Consider the following 19289-nt stretch of genomic DNA (forward strand, 5'->3'; position numbering starts at 1 on the left):
GAGGTGTATCAATATGAAAGAATCCATCATTCTTAGCAATTCACTATTTTCACTTACGCTCCCAGACTCATGCTAATTCGTCTGTTCCGCTTTTTGTCGGTCTTTCCCCTGCCTTTTTTACACTTAATAGGTGTCGTTCTCGGCTATCTGGTTTTTGCTTTATCGCCAACCTATCGCAAACGCATGCGTAGCAATATAGCATTGGCTGGGTACGAATCCAGCCTCGGTATCGCATTGCGCGAAGCGGGCAAAAACATTATGGAGCTGCCTTTAGTTTGGCTAGGTAAGCCAGAACGCCTCGCTGCTAAAGTCACTTTAGAAAACTGGAAAATTGCGCAAGATGCCATCGATGCAAAAAAAGGCGTGATCTTCTTGACCCCACATTTAGGATGCTTTGAATTATCCGGCAAATCAATTGCTCTCCGTACCAAAATGACGGTTTTGTATCGCCCGCCACGCAAAGAATCGCTCAAACCTTTACTTGAAGATGCACGAGCCTCTAGCGGCATGTTGCTGGCACCAGCGAATCTTTCCGGTGTGCGTGCTTTAGCCAAAGCTTTAAAAAAAGGCGAAGCCATCGGCTTGTTACCCGATCAGGTGCCGCAAGAAGGCGAAGGTGTCTGGGCAGATTTTTTCGGCAAACCGGCTTACACCATGACTTTGTCGGCCAAGTTGGCGGCAATGACGGGGGCACCGATTATTTTGACCTATGCAGAACGCCTGCCTTTCGGGCACGGCTTCGTGCAACGCTTTGTTCCCTTTGAAGAATCTTTGGATGGCGATGCGGCACAGCAAGCACGAGCGATTAACACGGCGATGGAAAAACTCATCGCAAACGCGCCTAGCCAATATTTCTGGAGCTATCACCGCTACAAAAAGCCCGACGGAGTGACCGGCCCAGATGAAGTCAGTTCACAGGAAAACACATGAGGTTCGCCGTATTCATTATGTGGCTGTTGCACTGGTTGCCGCTGCCAATATTGGCACGCATAGGTGAAGGCATAGGTAGTCTGCTGTATTTGCTACTGAGTCGGCGTCGGCATATTTGTCTGACCAATTTGCGCCTGTGTTTTCCACAAATGCCTGAGTCGGAACGAAAAGAAATTACTCGCCGCCATTTCCAAGTCTATGTACGCAGCGTATTAGAACGCGGAATCTTATGGTGGTCATCAGAAAGTCGCTTACGCAAATTAATTCACGTCAGCTATGCAATGCCAATGGCAGAGATGGTCAGCAGCCCGACTATCTTCATGTGTCCGCATTTCGTTAGCTTAGACGTCGCTGGTGTCGCGGTCATGTTGGAATCATCGCTGTGCTCTATTTACACCACGCAGAGAAATAAAAGTTTTGATAAAGCTTTGCGCAAAGGTCGTTCACGTTTTCGTCCAGTGAAATTGTTTTCGCGCGCGGAAGGCGTCAAACCCATCATACGCGCAATGAAAGAGAACCTGCCCTTCTTCATGCTGCCGGATATGGATTTTGGTGCCAAAGATGCCGAGTTCGTGCCCTTTTTCGGCGTTCCTGCTGCCACCTTAACTGCACTACCACGCATCGCTGCAGCGACTCATGCCAAAGTTATTCCGGTGATTGCAAGCATACGTCCGGGTTACGATGGTTGGGATGTTAAATTTGACCACGCCTGGTCCGATTATCCGCATGCTGACATCGTTAGTTCTACGCGCCAGATGAACGCGTATATCGAAACTGAAATTCTGAAAATGCCAGCGGAATATTTTTGGACTCATAGGCGTTTCAAAACACGTCCAGAAGGCGAAGCCAGCGTCTACCGCGCCAGCAAAGGAAGTTTTCAAGACACGCAGCATTAATTACTTTCGCGGATTTTCGTGAATTTTCGTGGATCCATCAAGGAGTCGTTATGAAGTTTGCCCATAAATCTTTTCTGGCGGTAGCACTGATTGCCGCTAGCTTATTCGGCTATTACCAAGTTAAGAATCCTGAGAAACAAGTCATTGATGAAGCTGCGCGCCAAGGTGCGAGCGGTGCATTTGTCAAACTCAGCGATGGCGTTACGCATTACGAAGAAGCGGGACCGAAAGATGGGCGGGTAGCGGTTCTAGTACACGGCTTCTCCGTTCCATCTTACATCTGGGATCCGACATTTGCAGCCTTGCGCGATGCAGGTTATCGCGTGATTCGCTTGGATCTGTACGGTCGTGGTTTATCAGATCGCCCGGATGGACAATACGATGGCGCGATGTATGCACGTCAAATTAATGAACTACTCGATCACCTGCACATCACTCAGCAAATTGACTTATTTGGCTTATCGTTCGGTGGCTATGTCGTAGCGCATTTCGCCGCCAATCATCCACAACGAATTCGTAGCTTGGTATTAGTCGATCCTAGCACTACCCGTTCAACCCCACCTGCCATTTTGAAAACACCATTATTGGGTGCATATCTGTTTCAGGTCCTCGATTTACCCGGCAAAGCGGAGGGACAAAATTCTGACTTCCTGCATCCTGAACAATTCCCAGGCTGGGCGGATCGCTATCGCCCGCAAATGCAATACCATGGCTTCGGACGCGCATTACGACGCTCGGCCTTGCGTCTATCAACTGCTGACTTCGCTGGCATGTACGCGGCAATCGATCAGGCAAAATTACCAGTGATGTTGGTTTGGGGAAAACAAGATCCGACCTTGCCAGTAGCGAATGCGGCAATCGTGAAAGCGGCAATTAAGAATCTGGAGTATGTAGAAATTGATCAATCTGGTCATTTACCGCAGATGGAACAAACGACGATTTTCAATGCCAGCATGTTTGTTTTTCTGAATAAGCATGCAGTTGTGAGCAACGATATTGCCCCTGCGACACAGGCTAAATAATCAAAAAAAGCAGTGCCCGATATTTTCGGGTACTGCTCTTTTCTTAGAGTAAATCACTGTATTTTAGATCAGCCTCACTGACACTTCAATAATGGTTCAATAAGAGTGCTAACCCATACTTTGATATAAGCCAGTCACAATATCCATCTGCTGCAAAATACGTTCACTCGTAGTCGCCACTGTGGTTGCATATTGCTGACGCAGACGCGGATCAGGTGCCTGGCGGATCGCATGATCAAAAAACGCCCATTGTTGTTTGGCGAATTTCAATTCATTTTGTATCGCTTTGGTATTGTCTGCATTTGTTTCTAACAAACTCAAATTGCTATTGAATTCTTTACGTGCGGCTTCCAGCGCATTCGCCGTATCAGCGCTGGCGATTTCCCACTGTATGGCTTGATACATTTTCGCCATACGTTGCGATAACATACGTTGGCGACCCGAAATGTTCACTAATTTACCGGCTTTGGAATTCGCGTGTATTTCCAATTGTTGCGTGACCTTATCGGTCATTTCCAACAAAGTATCACTGGCACGCAAAATCTGTTTGGCATCACCAGTGTTGGGCGCTTTCCCTAGTAATAAATCTTTATACGCGATCCAGGATTTGTCGATATTCAATAACGCGGATTTAATTTCCGCTGTGGTCGAAAAATTCTTCAACTCTATCAATTGGCGGTCGAATAGAGACAGTGAAGCATCAAGTATTTTCTTAGACGGCTCAAGATCGACGTTCATACCGATTTGCAAATAAGCTTTCGCCATACGTTGCGACAACATACGCTGACGGCCTGCTTTATTGATTGCATCATTCAGATTGAGTATCTGCGCCAAAGATGGAGTTACAAAACTCCAACCCGCACTACAAACCAGCGCCGCCTTCAAGATGTCTCTGCGATTCATACACACTCCAGGGAAATTAGTGTGCATAGTAGAACTAGCGCATGACACAAGCTATCCGTCGATAGAACTACGACGGCAATATTTTAGAGCTAGAGACTGCATGAAATATTTGAAGGTACACAAACCACATGTAAGCTACGGCATCTCAAAATTAAACCCCTCAACGCCGAGACCTTGAGGGGCTTATCACTACTTCTCGTACCGAGAACGACCGCAATAAATTTTATGGCGCTGGCAACAATTCAACTTCGCCATCCAGCAAAGAATTCGCTGGCAACACATCCATCGATTTCAGCTTCTCATAAATCGGCGTGAAATCTGGCGCCGTGCCATCGAATAATTGCTGATAGCTATCAATCACAAAATACGTTTCTTGATACGAATCGATTTTGTACAAAGTCCGCAGGCAGCGTTCAATATCTAAACGTATATGACGCGATTTCGTACCCGGTGTCAGGCAATATTCGACCTCACCACCCGAAGACAAAATACCTGCGCCATAGATACGTACACCGGCGGGTGTATTGATCAAGCCAAACTCTACCGTGTACCAATACAAACGCGCTAATTCATCCAAACCACCAAGGCGCATCGCTTTCAAACCGCCCTGACCGTAGCGCTGCATATAGTCCGCAAATACAGGATTAAATAGCAAAGGCACGTGCCCAAAGAAATCATGGAACACATCGGGTTCCACGATGTAATTGAATTCCTCTGGAGTGCGCAACCACACTGTCACTGGAAAACGGCGGTTCGCCAGATGATCAAAGAAAGTTAATTCTGGGATTAGACCTGGCACCGCCACGATAGTCCAGCCAGTGGCCGCAAATAATTCTTTCGAGGTTTTTTCAAACACAGGAATACCTGCGCTGATATCCATCTTTGCCAAGGCTTCGATGAATTCGTCACAGGCACGTCCTGGCAGTAAAGCTGACTGACGCTGATACAACTTACGCCAAAGATCATGCTCGGCCTCGGTATAGGAGTTCCAATCTTGCTGCACGACATAATGTGCATCCATGCGCTGGTAGTCGCCGCGTAAGGCAGCGCCATCCGACTTCTCTGCGACGGTGGCGAGAAAGTCTTCATTTGAAACTGAGGTTTCCATGTTATCTCCAAAAAAAAGCCAACGTGATGTCAGCTTTTTTCTTTTTCTTTATGCGGACTAAATTTTCAAATCACTTAAAAATTATGCCGTTGTTGTTGAATCGTCTTTTAACACACCACGACGGATCTGATCCAATTCGATAGATTCAAACAAGGCGCGGAAGTTACCTTCGCCGAAACCTTGATCGCCCTTGCGTTGAATAACTTCAAAGAAGATAGGACCAATGACAGTGGTAGTGAAAATCTGCAATAACAATTCACGGGAAGTTTCTGTGCTCTTACCATCCATCAAGATACGCAATTTGCGCAATTCTTCGACGTTTTCACCATGACCTGGCAAACGACGATCGACCAGATCGTAGTAAGTATCGATCGTATCTTGGAAAGAAACGCCAGCAGCTTTCATATCACGGATAGTTTGGTACACGTCATCGGTACCCATCGCGATATGTTGTACGCCTTCGCCGTGATACAAGTCGAGATATTCAGAGATCTGAGATTTGTCATCAGAAGATTCATTAATAGGGATACGAATCTTGCCGCACGGTGAAGTCATTGCTTTGGACTTCAAACCAGTCAATTTACCTGCTATGTCGAAGTAACGAATTTCGCGGAAGTTAAACAAAGTTTCGTAGAAATCCGACCATTCAGCCATACGACCACGATGTACATTGTGCGTTAAGTGATCGATATAAGTTAAGCCATGACCTTTAGGATTAGGATCAACGCCAGGAATCGCCACGAAGTCGGCATCATAGATACTGATGTTGCCGATAGCACCGGGGGCGGCGCCGTCTTTGCCTTGCCAACGGTCGACGAAATACACCAAAGAATCACCAATACCCTTAATCGCAGGGATATTCAATTCCATAGGACCAGTTTGATTGTCGAAGCCCCATGCACCCAATTCCAAAGCACGTTTGTATGCATGGTTTGCATCTTTAACACGGATTGCAAATGCACATACAGAAGGGCCATGCTTACGTGCAAAACGTTGTGCAAATGAATCTGGTTCGGCATTGATAATGAAATTGACGCCGCCCTGACGATACAAAGTGACATTCTTAGTACGATGCTTAGCGATCGCCGTAAAGCCCATCTCGATAAACAGCTTTTCTAATTCTTTTGGTTCTGGCGCAGCGTATTCGATAAATTCGAAGCCATCTGTCCCCATCGGGTTTTCCCAAGTTTGGATTGTCATTTGTTATCTCCGGTTAAATTCAATTGTTATGACGTGCAGCTTTATTTCAAATGACCAATGATTTGATCAAAACAAAAAAACCTTGCGCCAGGTCAATCCGCAAGTATAAAGCCTGTATTACGCCATAAAATACCAAAATACCGCACAAATACAGCTATTTGAGCAATAATATTGCTACCAAATCTAACATGGAGGCAGAATATGTCTCAAATAGAACTCGATAAAATTGATCGCAAAATTTTAGCTATTTTACAAGCCGATGGTAGGCTTACGAATCAAGAAGTTGCCGAGCGAGTCAATCTGTCGCCATCACCTTGCTTACGTCGTATCAAAAGACTAGAAGACGCCGGAGTAATACGCAAGTACGTGGCACTAATAGAAGCGGAAAAAATTGGCTTGGGCCTATTAGCCTACATCAACGTGCGCCTGGAGAAACACACCGACACCCCAGCCAAAGGCAGCTCACGCTCGCCGCGTATTGACTTCGCGGCTTCAGTGGAGCAATGGCCAGAGGTGGTTGCCTGCTATGCGATGACTGGTGAAATGGACTATTTACTGCGCGTAAGAGTCGAAGATATGAACCACTTCTCACGTTTCATGATGGAAACCTTGCTTAAGCATCCTGCGGTACTCGATGTGAAATCTAGCTTCGCGTTACAACAGATTAAAGATACGACGGCCCTGCCAGTGGGAAATGCATAGAAACGAACTGGGCAGCGTTGCTGCGGTGATCGATTTGAACCGCCCATTCCTTATTCGCAATAGCGAACAAAAACGAACAATAATGAACAATAAAAAAACCGATCCTGAGATCGGTTTATAAAGAGTGGACTAAATCTATATCTGCATTTAGTTTTTTGGTTCGCGCTTCAATAATTCTTCGATGGTCACACCGACTTCGGCTTCACCGCCAAATGCTGTACCGGTCTTTTTCACTTTGTAATTCACCATAGTGTGACGATAATCTTTCATCGACAAAGGAATGTATTTCACTTGTTTCACCACCGCTTCAGCATTATTGAGGTAGTAGTCAACAAAAGCATGCACTTCTGGACGTTCATTGGCTTTTGCATTCACGTAAATGAATAGTGGACGCGCCAATGGTTTATAGCTGGCATCCATCACCGCTTTCACTGAAGGTAATACCGCATTCTTACTATCTTTAGCCACAATCGCAGCGGCTTTCAACTTCTTACTATTTTCCGAATAGTAAGCAAAGCCCAGATAGCCTAAAGCATTCACATCACGCGATACCGCTTGCACGATCACATTGTCGTCTTCTGAAGTCGTAAAATCGGTACGGCTAGACTTGGCTTTACCGTTGATCGCTTCGGTAAAATAATCGAAAGTGCCGGAGTCTGCACCCGGGCCATACAATTTAATCGGTGTTGCTGGCCATGCTGGGTTAACCTGATCCCAAGTTGTAATCACACCTTGCGCTGCGGGCTCCCACAATTTCTTCAATTCCTCGACTGTAATTTTGCTGAGAAATTTATTCTTAGGATTGACCACCAGCGTCACGGCATCAAATGCGACTGGAAGCTCCATGTAGTAGATACCATTCTTGCTGCATTCTGCCATTTCCTTTTTCAGGATAGGACGCGATGCGTCTGAAATATCGGTTTCGCCTTTACAGAATTTTTTGAATCCACCGCCAGTACCGGCGATACCAATCGTAAATTTCGTTGCAGGATTTTTTTCACGGAAACTTTCAGACATCGCTTCTGTAATCGGAAATACGGTGCTGGAACCATCGATTTTAATCATGGTCTGCGCTTGCGCCTTGAGTGGGTGCGCAGTCAATGCACTCGCCAACATCAATAAAGACATCGAAGCCAGGATTTTTTTCGGTAGCGAAGGTTTCATAGTAATTCCTGATTGAATTGAGCTGAAATTGTGTGAATTTAAATGGGGTGATAAGAAAGTAAGAGGCAGAACAAATTAACGTTCGGCGATAATGCTAGGGTCTGGCGGCAAGCCATAACCGAGACGCACAATTTCGACCATCATCTGCGCAATTCTGTCGCTGGTAGATGAGATATTACGCAAGTCTTCTGCACGCAAAGCTGTTGCACTCAAAGCCTTTTCATAAAACATCCATTGCTGTTGCGCCAAATTTAGACGCGACTTCAATGCCTTATCATCTTGCGCTTCGTCTGCTAACAAATTCATTCCATTCACAAACTCAATCCGTGATTGCGCCAAATCGACTTGCAAACCCTGCTTCGCTTGCATATTTTTATCCATGGAACGCAGCAAGACAATTTTTGCCATGCGCTGCGCGAGTGATGCCTGACGCAATGCGAGACCCGTGATGCGCGATGTTGTGTCATTCGTTTCGGATTCGATCGCGAAAGAAAGGAAGTTCATCTTAATCAAGAGATCTTCGTTGACGTCATACATCGCTGCTGCGGTTTTTGCATTCAGCTTAGGTAAAGATTCGACCTGATCATTTAAGGCAAGATTAACGCGGTTAAATGCCTTACCCGATTTTTCGGTTTTCATCTGGCGCGACAAATCTTTGCGTAAGCGTGCGATGGTTTCAAATGAACGAGAGCGTTCAACCTCTGTATGTCCGCTCAAAATACCAAGTGCCATTTGCAAGCTGAGTTTGTAGCTGCGTTCCGATTCTAGGCGGAACATGCCAGCCGTCAATAAAGCTGGTGTAGCGTTCGATCCGGGTGCGGTAACAGGTCTATAGTCGGCGCTAGCCGCAGTCCCGCAAAGGCATATAGAAATGAAGGCGAATTTTAGGGATTTTTGTAACATCATGTTCTCAGTCATCTGCAATTGAAATCGATTTATACGCACTGAAATCCAATTGAATCGAATCAAATATGAACCAGAGTCAGATTCGTTTCAGTGCTTTATTTTGTATGTGAATTGTAATGAGGAGATGTGACGAGATTATTACAACGATGTCGTAGAGCTTATGCAAATAAGATGCACTGCATTTTTGAAAGGCAGAAGGGATTGAACCTTAGGGTGCGCCGTGCGCACCAGAGTATCGATGCGATCATGATCACTTTCGGGTACGCGGTCATGGTGCGCATGGAGCACCCTACGAAATACGGTGACGAGTAGAGGCTGAGGCAGACACGACGACTGCGGCGTCTTTTGACATCAATTCTATGTAGGCAAGGCTTCGTCGCGTTCATTGATAAGCTGACGTATCGCATCAATTCTGGCGATACGAATCGCTTCCGCAATTTTTTGCGCTTGTCCTAAATATTGTTGCGCAACTGCGCCAGCATTGACTGACAGCGCGGCATTCAACACGGAAGTCAGAAACGCGACTTGCGGAAATTGAATATTTTCTAAACCAGGGCGGCCAAAGCAATCCGCTTCGGAGGCTTTTAACATATCGAGAAAGCGCTGGGGCTTACGAAAAGCATCGTTACGTTCCAACATGGTTTGTAGGGTCGCTGCACGCATTTCTTGACTACGTCCTACATTACCATGATCACGTGCGGTCATGAGTGCCAGATCGCGACAATCTGTCGGCACTTTCCAGCGTTCACACACCGTTTTTACCAAATCTACACTGCGCTCTTCATGTCCGTGATGACGTGGCCAGATGGCTGGATCGGTTGTGCCTTTACCGAGATCATGTAAGAGTGCTGCGAAGCGTATGGGTAAAGAAAAGCCTTGCTCCGCCGCATAATCAATCACTGCCATGATGTGCACGCCAGTATCGATTTCGGGATGGTATTTCGCTGGTTGCGGCACGCCCCAGAGCGCGTTTAGTTCAGGAATAATGCGCTCTAAGGCACCGCATTCACGCAAGACTTCAAACATGCGTGAAGGTTTTTTTTCCATCAAGCCTTTTGAAATTTCTTGCCAAATACGCTCAGGAACTAAGGCATCAACCTCGCCTTTTTCTACCATCATGCGCATCAAATTCATGGTCTCTGGCGCGACCGCAAACGCGTGAGGTACTACCGAAAAGCGCGCAGCAAATCGCGCCAGTCTTAATATCCTGACTGGGTCTTCTTCGAACGCTGCTGATACGTGGCGAAACACGCCATTCTGTAAATCTTGACGGCCATTGAAAGGGTCAATCAGCACGCCATGCTCATCGCGCGCTATTGCATTGATAGTCAAATCGCGACGGATCAAATCCTGTTCTAAAGTAACACTGGGATCCGTGTGGAAGACGAAACCCTTGTAGCCAGCAGCGGTTTTTCTTTCAGTGCGAGCCAAGGCATATTCTTCATGCGTATGCGGATGAAGAAACACGGGAAAATCTTTGCCTACCGGCGTAAATCCTTTCGCTAACATTTGTTCAGGCGTCGCTCCGATCACGACGTGATCGCGATCTTGCACGGGTAAGCCCAACAAAGCATCGCGTACTGCGCCGCCGACTACATAGGTTTTCATTTGATTCAGAACTCGTACTTGGTCAGTTTCTATTTAAGGGAAATCGTATTTGGGTAAATCGTCTTTTTCATCCAAGGCGCCGAGTACCCATTGTGTCACGGCGGGATGTGCTTCTATGCGTTCGCAGTAAGCCTGCAGCGCTGGTGCCAGTGACACACCATAGGTTTTAAACCGCATCACAATTGGTGCAAAGAAGGCATCAGCAATTGAAAAATCACCAAACAAGAAACGATGCGCGCCATACGTTGACAAACATTCTTCCCAAATTTCACTGATGCGTCCGATATCCGCTTGCGAACCTGCGGTACGACCTTTACCGGGAAAATTGGCGCGAATATTCATCGGCATTGCGGTACGCAATTGACCAAAACCTGAATGCATCTCGGCACAAACACTGCGTGCGGTAGCGCGTGCTGCAGCACTTTCTGGCCATAAATTTTGACTTGGGAAACGTTCTGCTAAATATTCACAAATCGCTAGCGAATCCCAAATGACCAGATCATCGCCCAGCAATACTGGCACACGTCCCGATAAGGAATATTCTGAAATTTTTTGTGTAGTATCCGGACGATCTAGCAGTACTTTAATCTCTTCAAAAGGAATCCCAAATGCCTTCATCACCAGCCACGGCCGCATCGACCATGAGGAATAATTTTTGTTGCCGATGACCAGACGAAAATTACTTTTGCGCATCGCGTGTTGCAGAGGTGCGAGTGTGGTTTCCAGATCGGTATTTTGTTCATTGGTTTGCATAGCAGTCTCCTACTGATTTCTATCAACTTCACTATTGATATTCGGGTTCATCAGCGCTCATGCCTTTCGGCACCACCGTTCCTAAACGCGCTTTTAAGGATTGCGGTTTCTTCTCGAAAATCGCTGCGTAATAAGTCGCATTGGACAAAACGTTCTTAACATAATCGCGAGTTTCTAAGAAAGGAATCGTCTCAGCAAAAATCGCTCCTTCGACCGGGCGACTCAAGGTTGAGCGCCACGCGCGTGGTCGCCCAGGACCCGCATTGTAAGCAGCAGAAGCCAGTGCTTGTGAACCTCCGAGATCCGTTAGCACCATGTTCAAATAATTGGTGCCGAGCGCGATATTCGTTTCGACTTCATTGACCTGATGTGGCACGTAATTCGCTAAACCAATTTTCTTTGCGACCCACTTTGCCGTCTTAGGCATCACCTGCATCAAACCGGATGCGCCCACGTGGGATTTGGCAGCAGTAGCAAAACGTGATTCCTGCCGAATCAAACCATAGACCCATGCCATATCAACACCGATCGCTTGCGTTGCTTTATACATGCTGTCGTTATAGGGCGTCGGGAAACGTTGAGTAAAGTCGACGTCAGCTTTGGTCTTATCTGAGGTATTCACCATCCTATCGAGCAATTCATTTTGTCGTGCGAATTCAGCTGCTGCCAGCAATTCGCGTTCACTCATGCTGCGCAATGCCCAGTTCCATTCGCGCGTGCCTTCAAAGCGCAAATTCATTGCGTAAAATTTGAGTGCGCGTTGCAAATTCGGATTTTGTGTAATGGGTGCCATTTCCTCAGGAGTGACTGGTTTCACCAAAGCAGGAGCACCTATCTTTTGCCCGCGCTCTTCCAAAGCCAATTGTCCGTAGAAATGCATTTGATCAGAAATGCTTGCGAAAATCGCCATCGCTTCTTCTTTCTTGCCTTCCTGTTGTAAAGCACGTCCATGCCAATACACCCAAGCTGGTAAATTTTTCAGCGTTAGTGGCATCGCGGCAATCGCGGACTTCACCATCTTCCAATCACCTTCACGCAAAGCCATACGCACACGCCACTGATAGGCTTCCATGCTCAGATTTGCGCCATCAGCACGTTTCCAGTAAGTCAGCGCTTCTGGCTGGAGTTTTTGCGAGGCTGGTAAGGCGATATTCGCCCATGCCTGAGATTTTTCTGCTGCGCTTAATTTGTTGCCAAATTTTTGTAAAGCAGCAACCGATTTTTCGGGATCATTTTTAGCTGCACGACCAAGCGCCATCAAAAATAATTCGCGGCTGAGACGATCATTCGCAGCTTCTTTTTTCAACACATTCGTTGGCTTATCCATCGCTTCAACCAAGCGTTTTTCAGGGATATTCAGCATTTTGCCTAAACGCTTCGCTAGCGGCATTGCGGAAGACTCTGCCGCAATACGCATTTGCGACCAGATATCCGCATCGGTAAATTGGCCTTGATCATACAAAGCGTTGAGCAATTGATAGCAACCGTCACCATATTGTTTAGGCGAGGTGATCAGAGCCCGCGCTTCCACCGCGACTCTTTGCTGCTTCACGGCTTTTGATAGCAAGGCATAGCATTTCACTTGGCTATCATCATTGACTACGTACAGCGGCAATTGTTGATCGAAATTCGCCCAATCACCGCGAAAACCTAACACTAGTAACCAGTCATTACGCAAGCGATCAGCAATTGCACTGCCTTCATATTTCTTTAAATACGCCAAAACTTCAGCCGCCGAGGCTGAGCGTATGCGCGTGCGCAATACGTAATAGTCAACATAGGATGGAATTGCGTATTGACCCAATTGCGAGGCATGCATTTGAGCGGCTTTGGCGTCATCATGCAGCGCCGCATCGCGTAATGCCATAAAACGGTCATCATCATTGATCACGCCCGGCACCGGCAACGGCGCGCTATAAGCGGCAAAAGCACTGATCTCAGTAGCACTGCTGACTGCAATCGCTGGCAAAACTGCTACCATAGCGAGACTGACAGAAAAAATCCCTTTGAGCGAGAGGCGCATACAAGCGCCAAGTTTTATTTGTTCTAACATTTTTCAAGCACACCTTATTTAAGCCTCTTTTAGCCTACCAACAGTATGACACAGCCACTCCACAGCGGGAAAGAACAAATGCCAGAACGTTCATCTCTGCGCCGCGAATTACTTCGATTACGAAAAGAAAGCAGCGCAGCACTAAGAAAAAACTGGGATCAAGACATCAGCCAGCAAGTCCAGGCATTGATGCAAAGAACACACCCGGGAAGGCTTGCAGTGTATTGGCCGATACAAGCAGAACCCAATTTGCAGCTTTGCTATCAAGCATTGCATCAAGCTGGCTTTGAACTTGCGCTGCCGCTGGTGATTGCAAAGGGTCAGGCTTTACGTTTTGTAAAATGGGCACCCGGCGACGCGATGGATACCGATGATTTTGGGATTCCGATTCCACGTCAACGGGATACCTACGTGACACCAGATACTTTGCTGATTCCTTGTGTGGGCTTTAATCCGCAGGCATATCGACTAGGTTATGGCGGTGGTTTTTACGACCGTAGCCTGGCTGAACTACCACATGCCACCAGTATAGGCATCGCCTATCGCCTTGGAGCTTGTGATTTTCAAGCGGAAGAGCACGATATCGCGCTTTCAACGATCATTTGTAACCAAACCTGATCAACACAACAGCTTTCATTCTTACTATGTGCGTCAATTACACTCCCACCCGCCGTGATCAGATCAGTACGAAATTTTCGGCACTAGATCAAACTGGTGAAGAATGGCGACCAGAAACCTGGCAAGACTATCAAGCTCCCTTCATCACGCATGATGAGCTACGCCGTCGACGAGCACGATTGGGTGCGTATAGCATGATTCCCAAAAATAAGATTGCCCCCGGTGTCAAACGTTTTAGCACCATGAACGCACGTGCCGAAACCATAGGTGAATTGACGAGTTACGCCAAAGCCTGGCGCTCAACGCAGCTGTGTCTGATTCCCATGCAAAATTTCTTTGAACCAAATTATGAAGGCGGCAAGGCGGAACGCTGGCAAATCGGTGTCACCGATGGTGGAGAACGCGCAGATTTTGCGGTTGCGGGTCTGTATCGAACTTGGGAAGAAGCCAACGGACAAAGCAGTTTTTCATTCACACAAATCACCATCAATGCAGATCAACATCCGCTCATGAACCGCTTCCAACAGCCGGGCGATGAAAAACGTTCTCTGGTGATTTTGCCAGAAGAAGACTATGACGAATGGCTGGCATGTCGCAATCCAGAAATCGCGCGGGCATTTTTGCAGCTCTATCCACCGCACAAAATGTGGGCGCAAGCCGCAGCATTGCCGCCACGCAAGCAAGCGGAACAAAAAGCACGTGAAAGTACGATGGTCGCTATGCCGAAACAAGCTTCACTGTTCGGTGATGACTAAACTAAGCATTTACCGCGCAAAATTCCGAAGTAAATTCAGAGGTAAATTCCAAAGTAAATTGCAATTATTACTTTTAGCTAATTGCAAATACTGGGCAAATCCACTATGTTGTGCGCCTTGTTGTAAATTTTTAGGATTTCTCCTGTGAAACTGATTACTTTTTTGATGCTAAGTGCTGGCATCTTGTCACCTGGTCTGGCTCTTTCTACCACACCGCCCAATACACTTCCACCTACACAAACAAGCAGCGCCAAAAAGACCGCGGCGATTGCCAAGGGCATCACCAAAGTAACTTCAGTCGAAGGCATCACCGAATATCAATTAGCGAATGGCTTGCGCGTCATATTATTCCCAGATGCGAGCAAGCCAACGATTACAACCAACATCATTTACATGGTCGGTTCGCGTCACGAAAACTACGGCGAAACCGGCATGGCGCATTTGCTTGAGCACTTGCTATTCAAGCCGAGTGCCAACTTTGGCCTGAAAAAAGGTACGAAATCCCCAGTAGAGATTCTTAATAGCACGGGTGCCGATTTTAATGGCACAACCTGGTATGACCGCACCAACTATTACGCGACCTTTCCGGCGAATCAAGACAATTTGAAGCAAATGTTGGCAATGGAAGCAGATCGCATGGTGCACGCGTCCATCAATCAAAATGATTTGTGGAATCCCGTCACCAAAAAAGGTGAAATGACGGTGGTACGCAATGAATTTGAAATCGGCGAAAGCGATCCTATCGGCGTCACCACAGAGCGAATTCAAGCAGTTGCCTATGACTGGCACAATTACGGAAAATCGACGATCGGTGCGCGTTCTGATATTGAACAAGTGAATATTCCACGCCTGCGCGCCTTCTACCAAAAATACTATCAACCCGACAATGCGGTGTTGATGATCGCAGGACAATTTAACGACCAAGAAATCCTCCAACAAGTCAACACAGTATTTGGTCGGATTCCCAAACCAAAACGTCAAATCGAAGCGACCTACACATCCGAACCTGTGCAAGATGGTGAACGCAGCGTCACTGTACGCCGCAATGGCGGCACACAATTTATCGGTGCGGGTTATCACATGGCACCTTCAGCGCATACTGACTCCACGACGCTAGGCTTACTTGCGAATATTCTGACTAGCGCCCCCGCTGGTCGCCTGCATAAAGCCTTGGTCGAAACCAAATTAGCCTCGGCGATTTCGTTTAACAGCGTCAGCAATTTGGAGCCTGGCTATGGCATCTTTGGGGTGACGGTTTCCAAAGAACAAAATCTGGATGCTGTACAAGACGCGATGCTCAAAGTATTGGAAGGGTTGAAGGATCAACCGATTACATCAGTCGAGTTAGAGCGCGCCAAACAAAATACCAAGAAACATATTCAACTTGCGCTGAATGACACTGCAGAATTAACGATCGCGCTGACAGAATCGATGGCCGCTGGAGATTGGCGTCTGTTTTTTATCGAACGTGATCTTCTGGAAAAAATTACGGTGCAAGATGTGCAAGTCGCTGCCGAAAAATATTTAAAAGCGACGAATCGCACCATAGGTCGTTTCATCCCTACCGATACTGTTGATCGCACCGAGGTACCAGCGACACCGAATGTCGTCAACTTGGTCAAAGACTACAAAGGTAATGCAGTCGTCGCACAAGGTGAGGCGTTTGATCCTAGCCCGACCAATATTGAAGCACGCACCCAACGCTCGCAACTGGCGAACGGCATGACACTGGCTTTGTTACCAAAAAAAACCAAAGGCGCGACGGTGAGCGTCAGTCTACGTTTGCGTATGGGGAATGACAGCAACTTGCAAGGCAAAGCAGAAATTGGGCAATTCGCCGCACATTTGCTGAATAAAGGTAGCGAGCGTTTCTCACGTCAAGAAATCAAAGATAGTTTTGATAAATTAAATGCCGATGTGCAAATCGTAGGTGGTGCTGAAGGCGTGACTGCCAGCATTACCACCACGCGCGACAACTTGTCCGCGACACTGAATTTGCTGGCAGAAGTATTGAAAAAACCCACATTCCCCGCAAATGAATTTGAAGAATTTAAATTAGCGCTGATCAGTCAGATTGAACAATCTATGCCGGAGCCACAAGCTTTGGCAAGCAATGCAATGGCACGTTTAATCGACAACACAGCAGCCGGTCATGTGCGTCACGTAGCGACCTTGCCAGAACAAGTGGTGGCAACTAAAGCAGTGAAATTGGATGACATAAAACGCTTCCATCAAGAATTCTATGGTACCGATAACGCCAGCTTCTCGGCCGTTGGCGATTTTGATGCAGCAGAATTAAAGACGCAAATTGCTAGTTTGTTTGGCGAATGGAAAGCGTCGCAAACATATCAACGCATTCCACGTAGCAGCAAAACCGTCGCTGCGCAAAAAATCCAACTTGATACACCGGACAAAGCCAGCAGCTTCCTACTCGCATTTCAAGCCGTAGAAATGAAAGATGATGCGGAATCTTATCCTGCATTATTGATGGCAAATCATATGTTGGGTGGTGGTGCTTTACACAGCCGCTTGGCCGATAGAATTCGTGAAAAAGAAGGTCTGTCGTATGGTGTAGGTTCTTTCCTTGATGTACCTAGTCAAGATCCTGCGGGTAGATGGACAGCCTATGCGATGAGCGCGCCACAAAATACGGCCAAAGTAGAAGCCGCATTGCGCGAAGAATTGCAGAAAGTTCTGGACAAAGGCTTCAACGAAGCGGAATTGATAGAGGCGAAAAAAGCTTGGCGTCAGGCAGAACAAGTAGCACGGACGCAAGACGCAAACGTCGCGGCGCAATTGGCAGCCTACCTTGGCATCAAACGTACTATGCATTTTGACAAAGATCTGGAAGCGAAGGTAGCAGCATTAAGTGTGGCGCAAGTTAATCAAGCTTTACGTCAATATTTAAAAGCTGAAAACGTCACGATTATCAATGCTGGTGATCAGGCCAAGCTTGGCAAATAGAGTATGGCTTGACCTTACTTTGGTGTTATTTTTTACGTGATTCTTATGTAACTATAGTGTGAATCTCAGCGGCGCAATAAGCAACAAAAAGGGCAATATTCTTAATCGAATTTTGCCCTTTTTTTGTATTATTAACCAACACAAACCCGTTCCCGACCGCATCGACAATATTACATCGTTCCAAGAAAACTTATCCAATATCAAGTGAAGTGCACTCAACTCACAAAGTATTTATGGTGAAGACATTTGGTCTGTTAGCTTGTTGATTTTGCCTAGCCTAACTAAATTAATTTAATCTAATCCAATCTATTTCAGCACAAGTTAACGTTCACATTTATCAGGGATATGTCATGACCACGAATACCAACATCATCAACAATCAATCCAGTACGTCACCGCTAACAACCGTCGACGCAACTATCGTAGATATCAATTCTACTGCTACCACTCCTGAAGCCACCACAACAATCAAGCCAGAAAAAACTGGCTCAACATGTTGCGGTTTTTGCGATTCACAAAACAGCAGATCGTAAACATCGCCAGATTATTCATCATCGAGGATCAGCACGCTGCACAGGCGAAGGGGTAAAATATCGTATTCCCCCTTTCGCTTACTGGCCTTGTTTGATGACCATTTCTTTAGCTCGCACCGCGCCCCTTCATAGTGCTGCTACCTTCGGCGCATTAGCCTATTCGACATTTTTGTTGTTACCGCTATGGTTACCGCAAACTTCATACGCCGACGAAAAATCTAATACACCACAGACCCGCAATCGGGTGACAAAACCAGAGCTCACATTAAAAGATAGTAGTGTCACTCTGTACGCCGCCGGAGATATTGCTGATTGTCGCAAAACGCCGCCAGAACAAAGCATGGCTGCGCGCACCGCCGACTTAGTCGATGCCGCGCTCACTCAAGATAAAAATGCCAACGCACTTACCTTGGGCGACAATACCTATCCCATAGGCAAACCCGAAGAGTTTCGCGAATGCTATGACAAAACCTGGGGTAAATTCAAAACTCGTACACTACCTTCCCCTGGCAATCACGATTACGGTGTTCCTATGGCGGCGGGTTACTACAACTATTTCGATGAACTAGCTGGTACAGAACGACGTGGCTATTACCAAAAGAAATTGGGTAACTGGCTAATCCTGTCTTTAAACAGCAATATCAAAGCACAAGCCATGCAAGCGCAATTGCAGTGGCTAAAAAATACGCTAAAAGAATACCAAGGCAAGTGCGTGCTAGCGTTCTGGCATCACCCTGTCGTGTCTTCTGGTGCCCATGGCAATCAGAGCGTGATGCAAGACGCCTGGACCATCTTGGCCGACGCGAAAGCCGATCTCATCTTAAGTAGCCATGATCATCACTACGAACGCTTTACTGCTCTGAACGCGCAAGGATTACCGGATCCCAAGAACGGCATACCCAGCTTTGTAGTCGGAACGGGTGGTGCTAATTTGACCCCACTCTTCTTGATCAAAAATGGCAGTGCATTCCGCCAAAATGAACAACATGGCGTTTTAAAACTGCAATTACATACAAGTACTTATCAATGGGAATTTGTTAGCAGCACCCATAAAGTGCTGGATCGTGGACAAGCAAATTGTCACTAAAAAAACACACTCTGCCATTCCCCCTTCAACAACTACGATGAAATAATTTTTTCGTTCAGGATTTTATCTATTTAACAATTCAATCAT

At 46.7% G+C, this 19289-nt stretch carries 16 protein-coding genes; 8 read left to right on the forward strand and 8 right to left on the reverse strand.

All coding sequences use genetic code 11. From position 1 onward, the window contains the following. Positions 1 to 69 precede the first annotated feature (69 nt). From H8K55_RS09890 to H8K55_RS09900, 3 genes are read left to right on the forward strand one after another with little or no spacing between them, the layout of a single operon-like run. Positions 70 to 930 (forward strand): lysophospholipid acyltransferase family protein, encoded by an 861-nt coding sequence (locus H8K55_RS09890; RefSeq protein WP_186941935.1) that lies wholly within the window; start codon positions 70 to 72, stop codon positions 928 to 930. Next, positions 927 to 1826, forward strand: coding sequence for an LpxL/LpxP family acyltransferase (locus H8K55_RS09895; protein ID WP_186941936.1), 900 nt, complete (start codon positions 927 to 929; stop codon positions 1824 to 1826). The genes H8K55_RS09890 and H8K55_RS09895 overlap by 4 nt, the downstream gene beginning before the upstream one ends. Before the next feature lie 50 nt (positions 1827 to 1876). Beyond that, entirely contained in the window at positions 1877 to 2848 is a 972-nt protein-coding gene (locus tag H8K55_RS09900) for an alpha/beta fold hydrolase (protein ID WP_186941937.1), read from the forward strand. A 108-nt stretch (positions 2849 to 2956) separates the two neighbouring features. On the opposite strand, the gene H8K55_RS09905 is transcribed toward H8K55_RS09900, so the two are convergent. From H8K55_RS09905 to hppD, 3 genes are all read right to left on the reverse strand, one after another. Continuing rightward, positions 2957 to 3751: a type IV pili methyl-accepting chemotaxis transducer N-terminal domain-containing protein gene (locus H8K55_RS09905; protein ID WP_186941938.1), complete on the reverse strand. Its 795-nt coding sequence runs from the start codon at positions 3749 to 3751 to the stop codon at positions 2957 to 2959. A gap of 223 nt (positions 3752 to 3974) precedes the next feature. Further along, the gene (gene phhA, locus H8K55_RS09910) at positions 3975 to 4859 is read right to left on the reverse strand and encodes a phenylalanine 4-monooxygenase (RefSeq protein ID WP_186941939.1); all 885 of its coding nucleotides are present in this window, start codon (positions 4857 to 4859) and stop codon (positions 3975 to 3977) included. Between the two features lie 81 nt (positions 4860 to 4940). Continuing rightward, the gene (hppD, locus tag H8K55_RS09915) at positions 4941 to 6059 is read right to left on the reverse strand and encodes a 4-hydroxyphenylpyruvate dioxygenase (protein WP_186941940.1); all 1119 of its coding nucleotides are present in this window, start codon (positions 6057 to 6059) and stop codon (positions 4941 to 4943) included. Between the two features lie 201 nt (positions 6060 to 6260). Between hppD and H8K55_RS09920 the strand changes: the two genes are divergently transcribed. Beyond that, the gene (locus H8K55_RS09920) at positions 6261 to 6761 is read left to right on the forward strand and encodes an Lrp/AsnC family transcriptional regulator (protein WP_186941941.1); all 501 of its coding nucleotides are present in this window, start codon (positions 6261 to 6263) and stop codon (positions 6759 to 6761) included. Positions 6762 to 6908: 147 nt separating this feature from the next. On the opposite strand, the gene H8K55_RS09925 is transcribed toward H8K55_RS09920, so the two are convergent. The 5 genes from H8K55_RS09925 to H8K55_RS09945 all read right to left on the reverse strand — a co-directional run bounded on the left by H8K55_RS09925 (position 6909) and on the right by H8K55_RS09945 (position 13215). Further along, complete coding sequence (locus H8K55_RS09925) at positions 6909 to 7925, reverse strand: PstS family phosphate ABC transporter substrate-binding protein (RefSeq protein ID WP_222612432.1); 1017 nt, start codon at positions 7923 to 7925, stop codon at positions 6909 to 6911. Positions 7926 to 8000: 75 nt separating this feature from the next. Then, entirely contained in the window at positions 8001 to 8828 is an 828-nt protein-coding gene (locus H8K55_RS09930; RefSeq protein WP_186941942.1) for a hypothetical protein, read from the reverse strand. Positions 8829 to 9188: 360 nt separating this feature from the next. Beyond that, positions 9189 to 10439, reverse strand: coding sequence for a multifunctional CCA addition/repair protein (locus H8K55_RS09935; protein WP_186941943.1), 1251 nt, complete (start codon positions 10437 to 10439; stop codon positions 9189 to 9191). Positions 10440 to 10472: 33 nt separating this feature from the next. Continuing rightward, positions 10473 to 11192, reverse strand: a complete 720-nt coding sequence (locus tag H8K55_RS09940; RefSeq protein ID WP_186941944.1) for a glutathione S-transferase family protein — start codon at positions 11190 to 11192, stop codon at positions 10473 to 10475. 31 nt (positions 11193 to 11223) lie between these two features. Next, positions 11224 to 13215 carry a lytic transglycosylase domain-containing protein gene (locus H8K55_RS09945; RefSeq protein ID WP_408057966.1) on the reverse strand — a complete coding sequence of 664 codons (1992 nt, stop codon included), beginning with the start codon at positions 13213 to 13215 and terminating at the stop codon, positions 11224 to 11226. 75 nt (positions 13216 to 13290) lie between these two features. Between H8K55_RS09945 and H8K55_RS09950 the strand changes: the two genes are divergently transcribed. The 4 genes from H8K55_RS09950 to H8K55_RS09965 all read left to right on the forward strand — a co-directional run bounded on the left by H8K55_RS09950 (position 13291) and on the right by H8K55_RS09965 (position 19202). Beyond that, complete coding sequence (locus tag H8K55_RS09950) at positions 13291 to 13863, forward strand: 5-formyltetrahydrofolate cyclo-ligase (RefSeq protein WP_186941945.1); 573 nt, start codon at positions 13291 to 13293, stop codon at positions 13861 to 13863. A gap of 26 nt (positions 13864 to 13889) precedes the next feature. Next, positions 13890 to 14618: an SOS response-associated peptidase family protein gene (locus tag H8K55_RS09955; protein WP_186941946.1), complete on the forward strand. Its 729-nt coding sequence runs from the start codon at positions 13890 to 13892 to the stop codon at positions 14616 to 14618. Between the two features lie 144 nt (positions 14619 to 14762). Further along, the gene (locus H8K55_RS09960) at positions 14763 to 17582 is read left to right on the forward strand and encodes a M16 family metallopeptidase (RefSeq protein ID WP_186941947.1); all 2820 of its coding nucleotides are present in this window, start codon (positions 14763 to 14765) and stop codon (positions 17580 to 17582) included. A gap of 627 nt (positions 17583 to 18209) precedes the next feature. Next, entirely contained in the window at positions 18210 to 19202 is a 993-nt protein-coding gene (locus tag H8K55_RS09965; protein ID WP_186941948.1) for a metallophosphoesterase family protein, read from the forward strand. Positions 19203 to 19289 lie beyond the last annotated feature (87 nt).

This window comes from Affinundibacterium flavidum (assembly GCF_014284175.1).
GTDB classification, from domain to species: Bacteria; Pseudomonadota; Gammaproteobacteria; order Burkholderiales; family Burkholderiaceae_D; genus Undibacterium; species Undibacterium flavidum.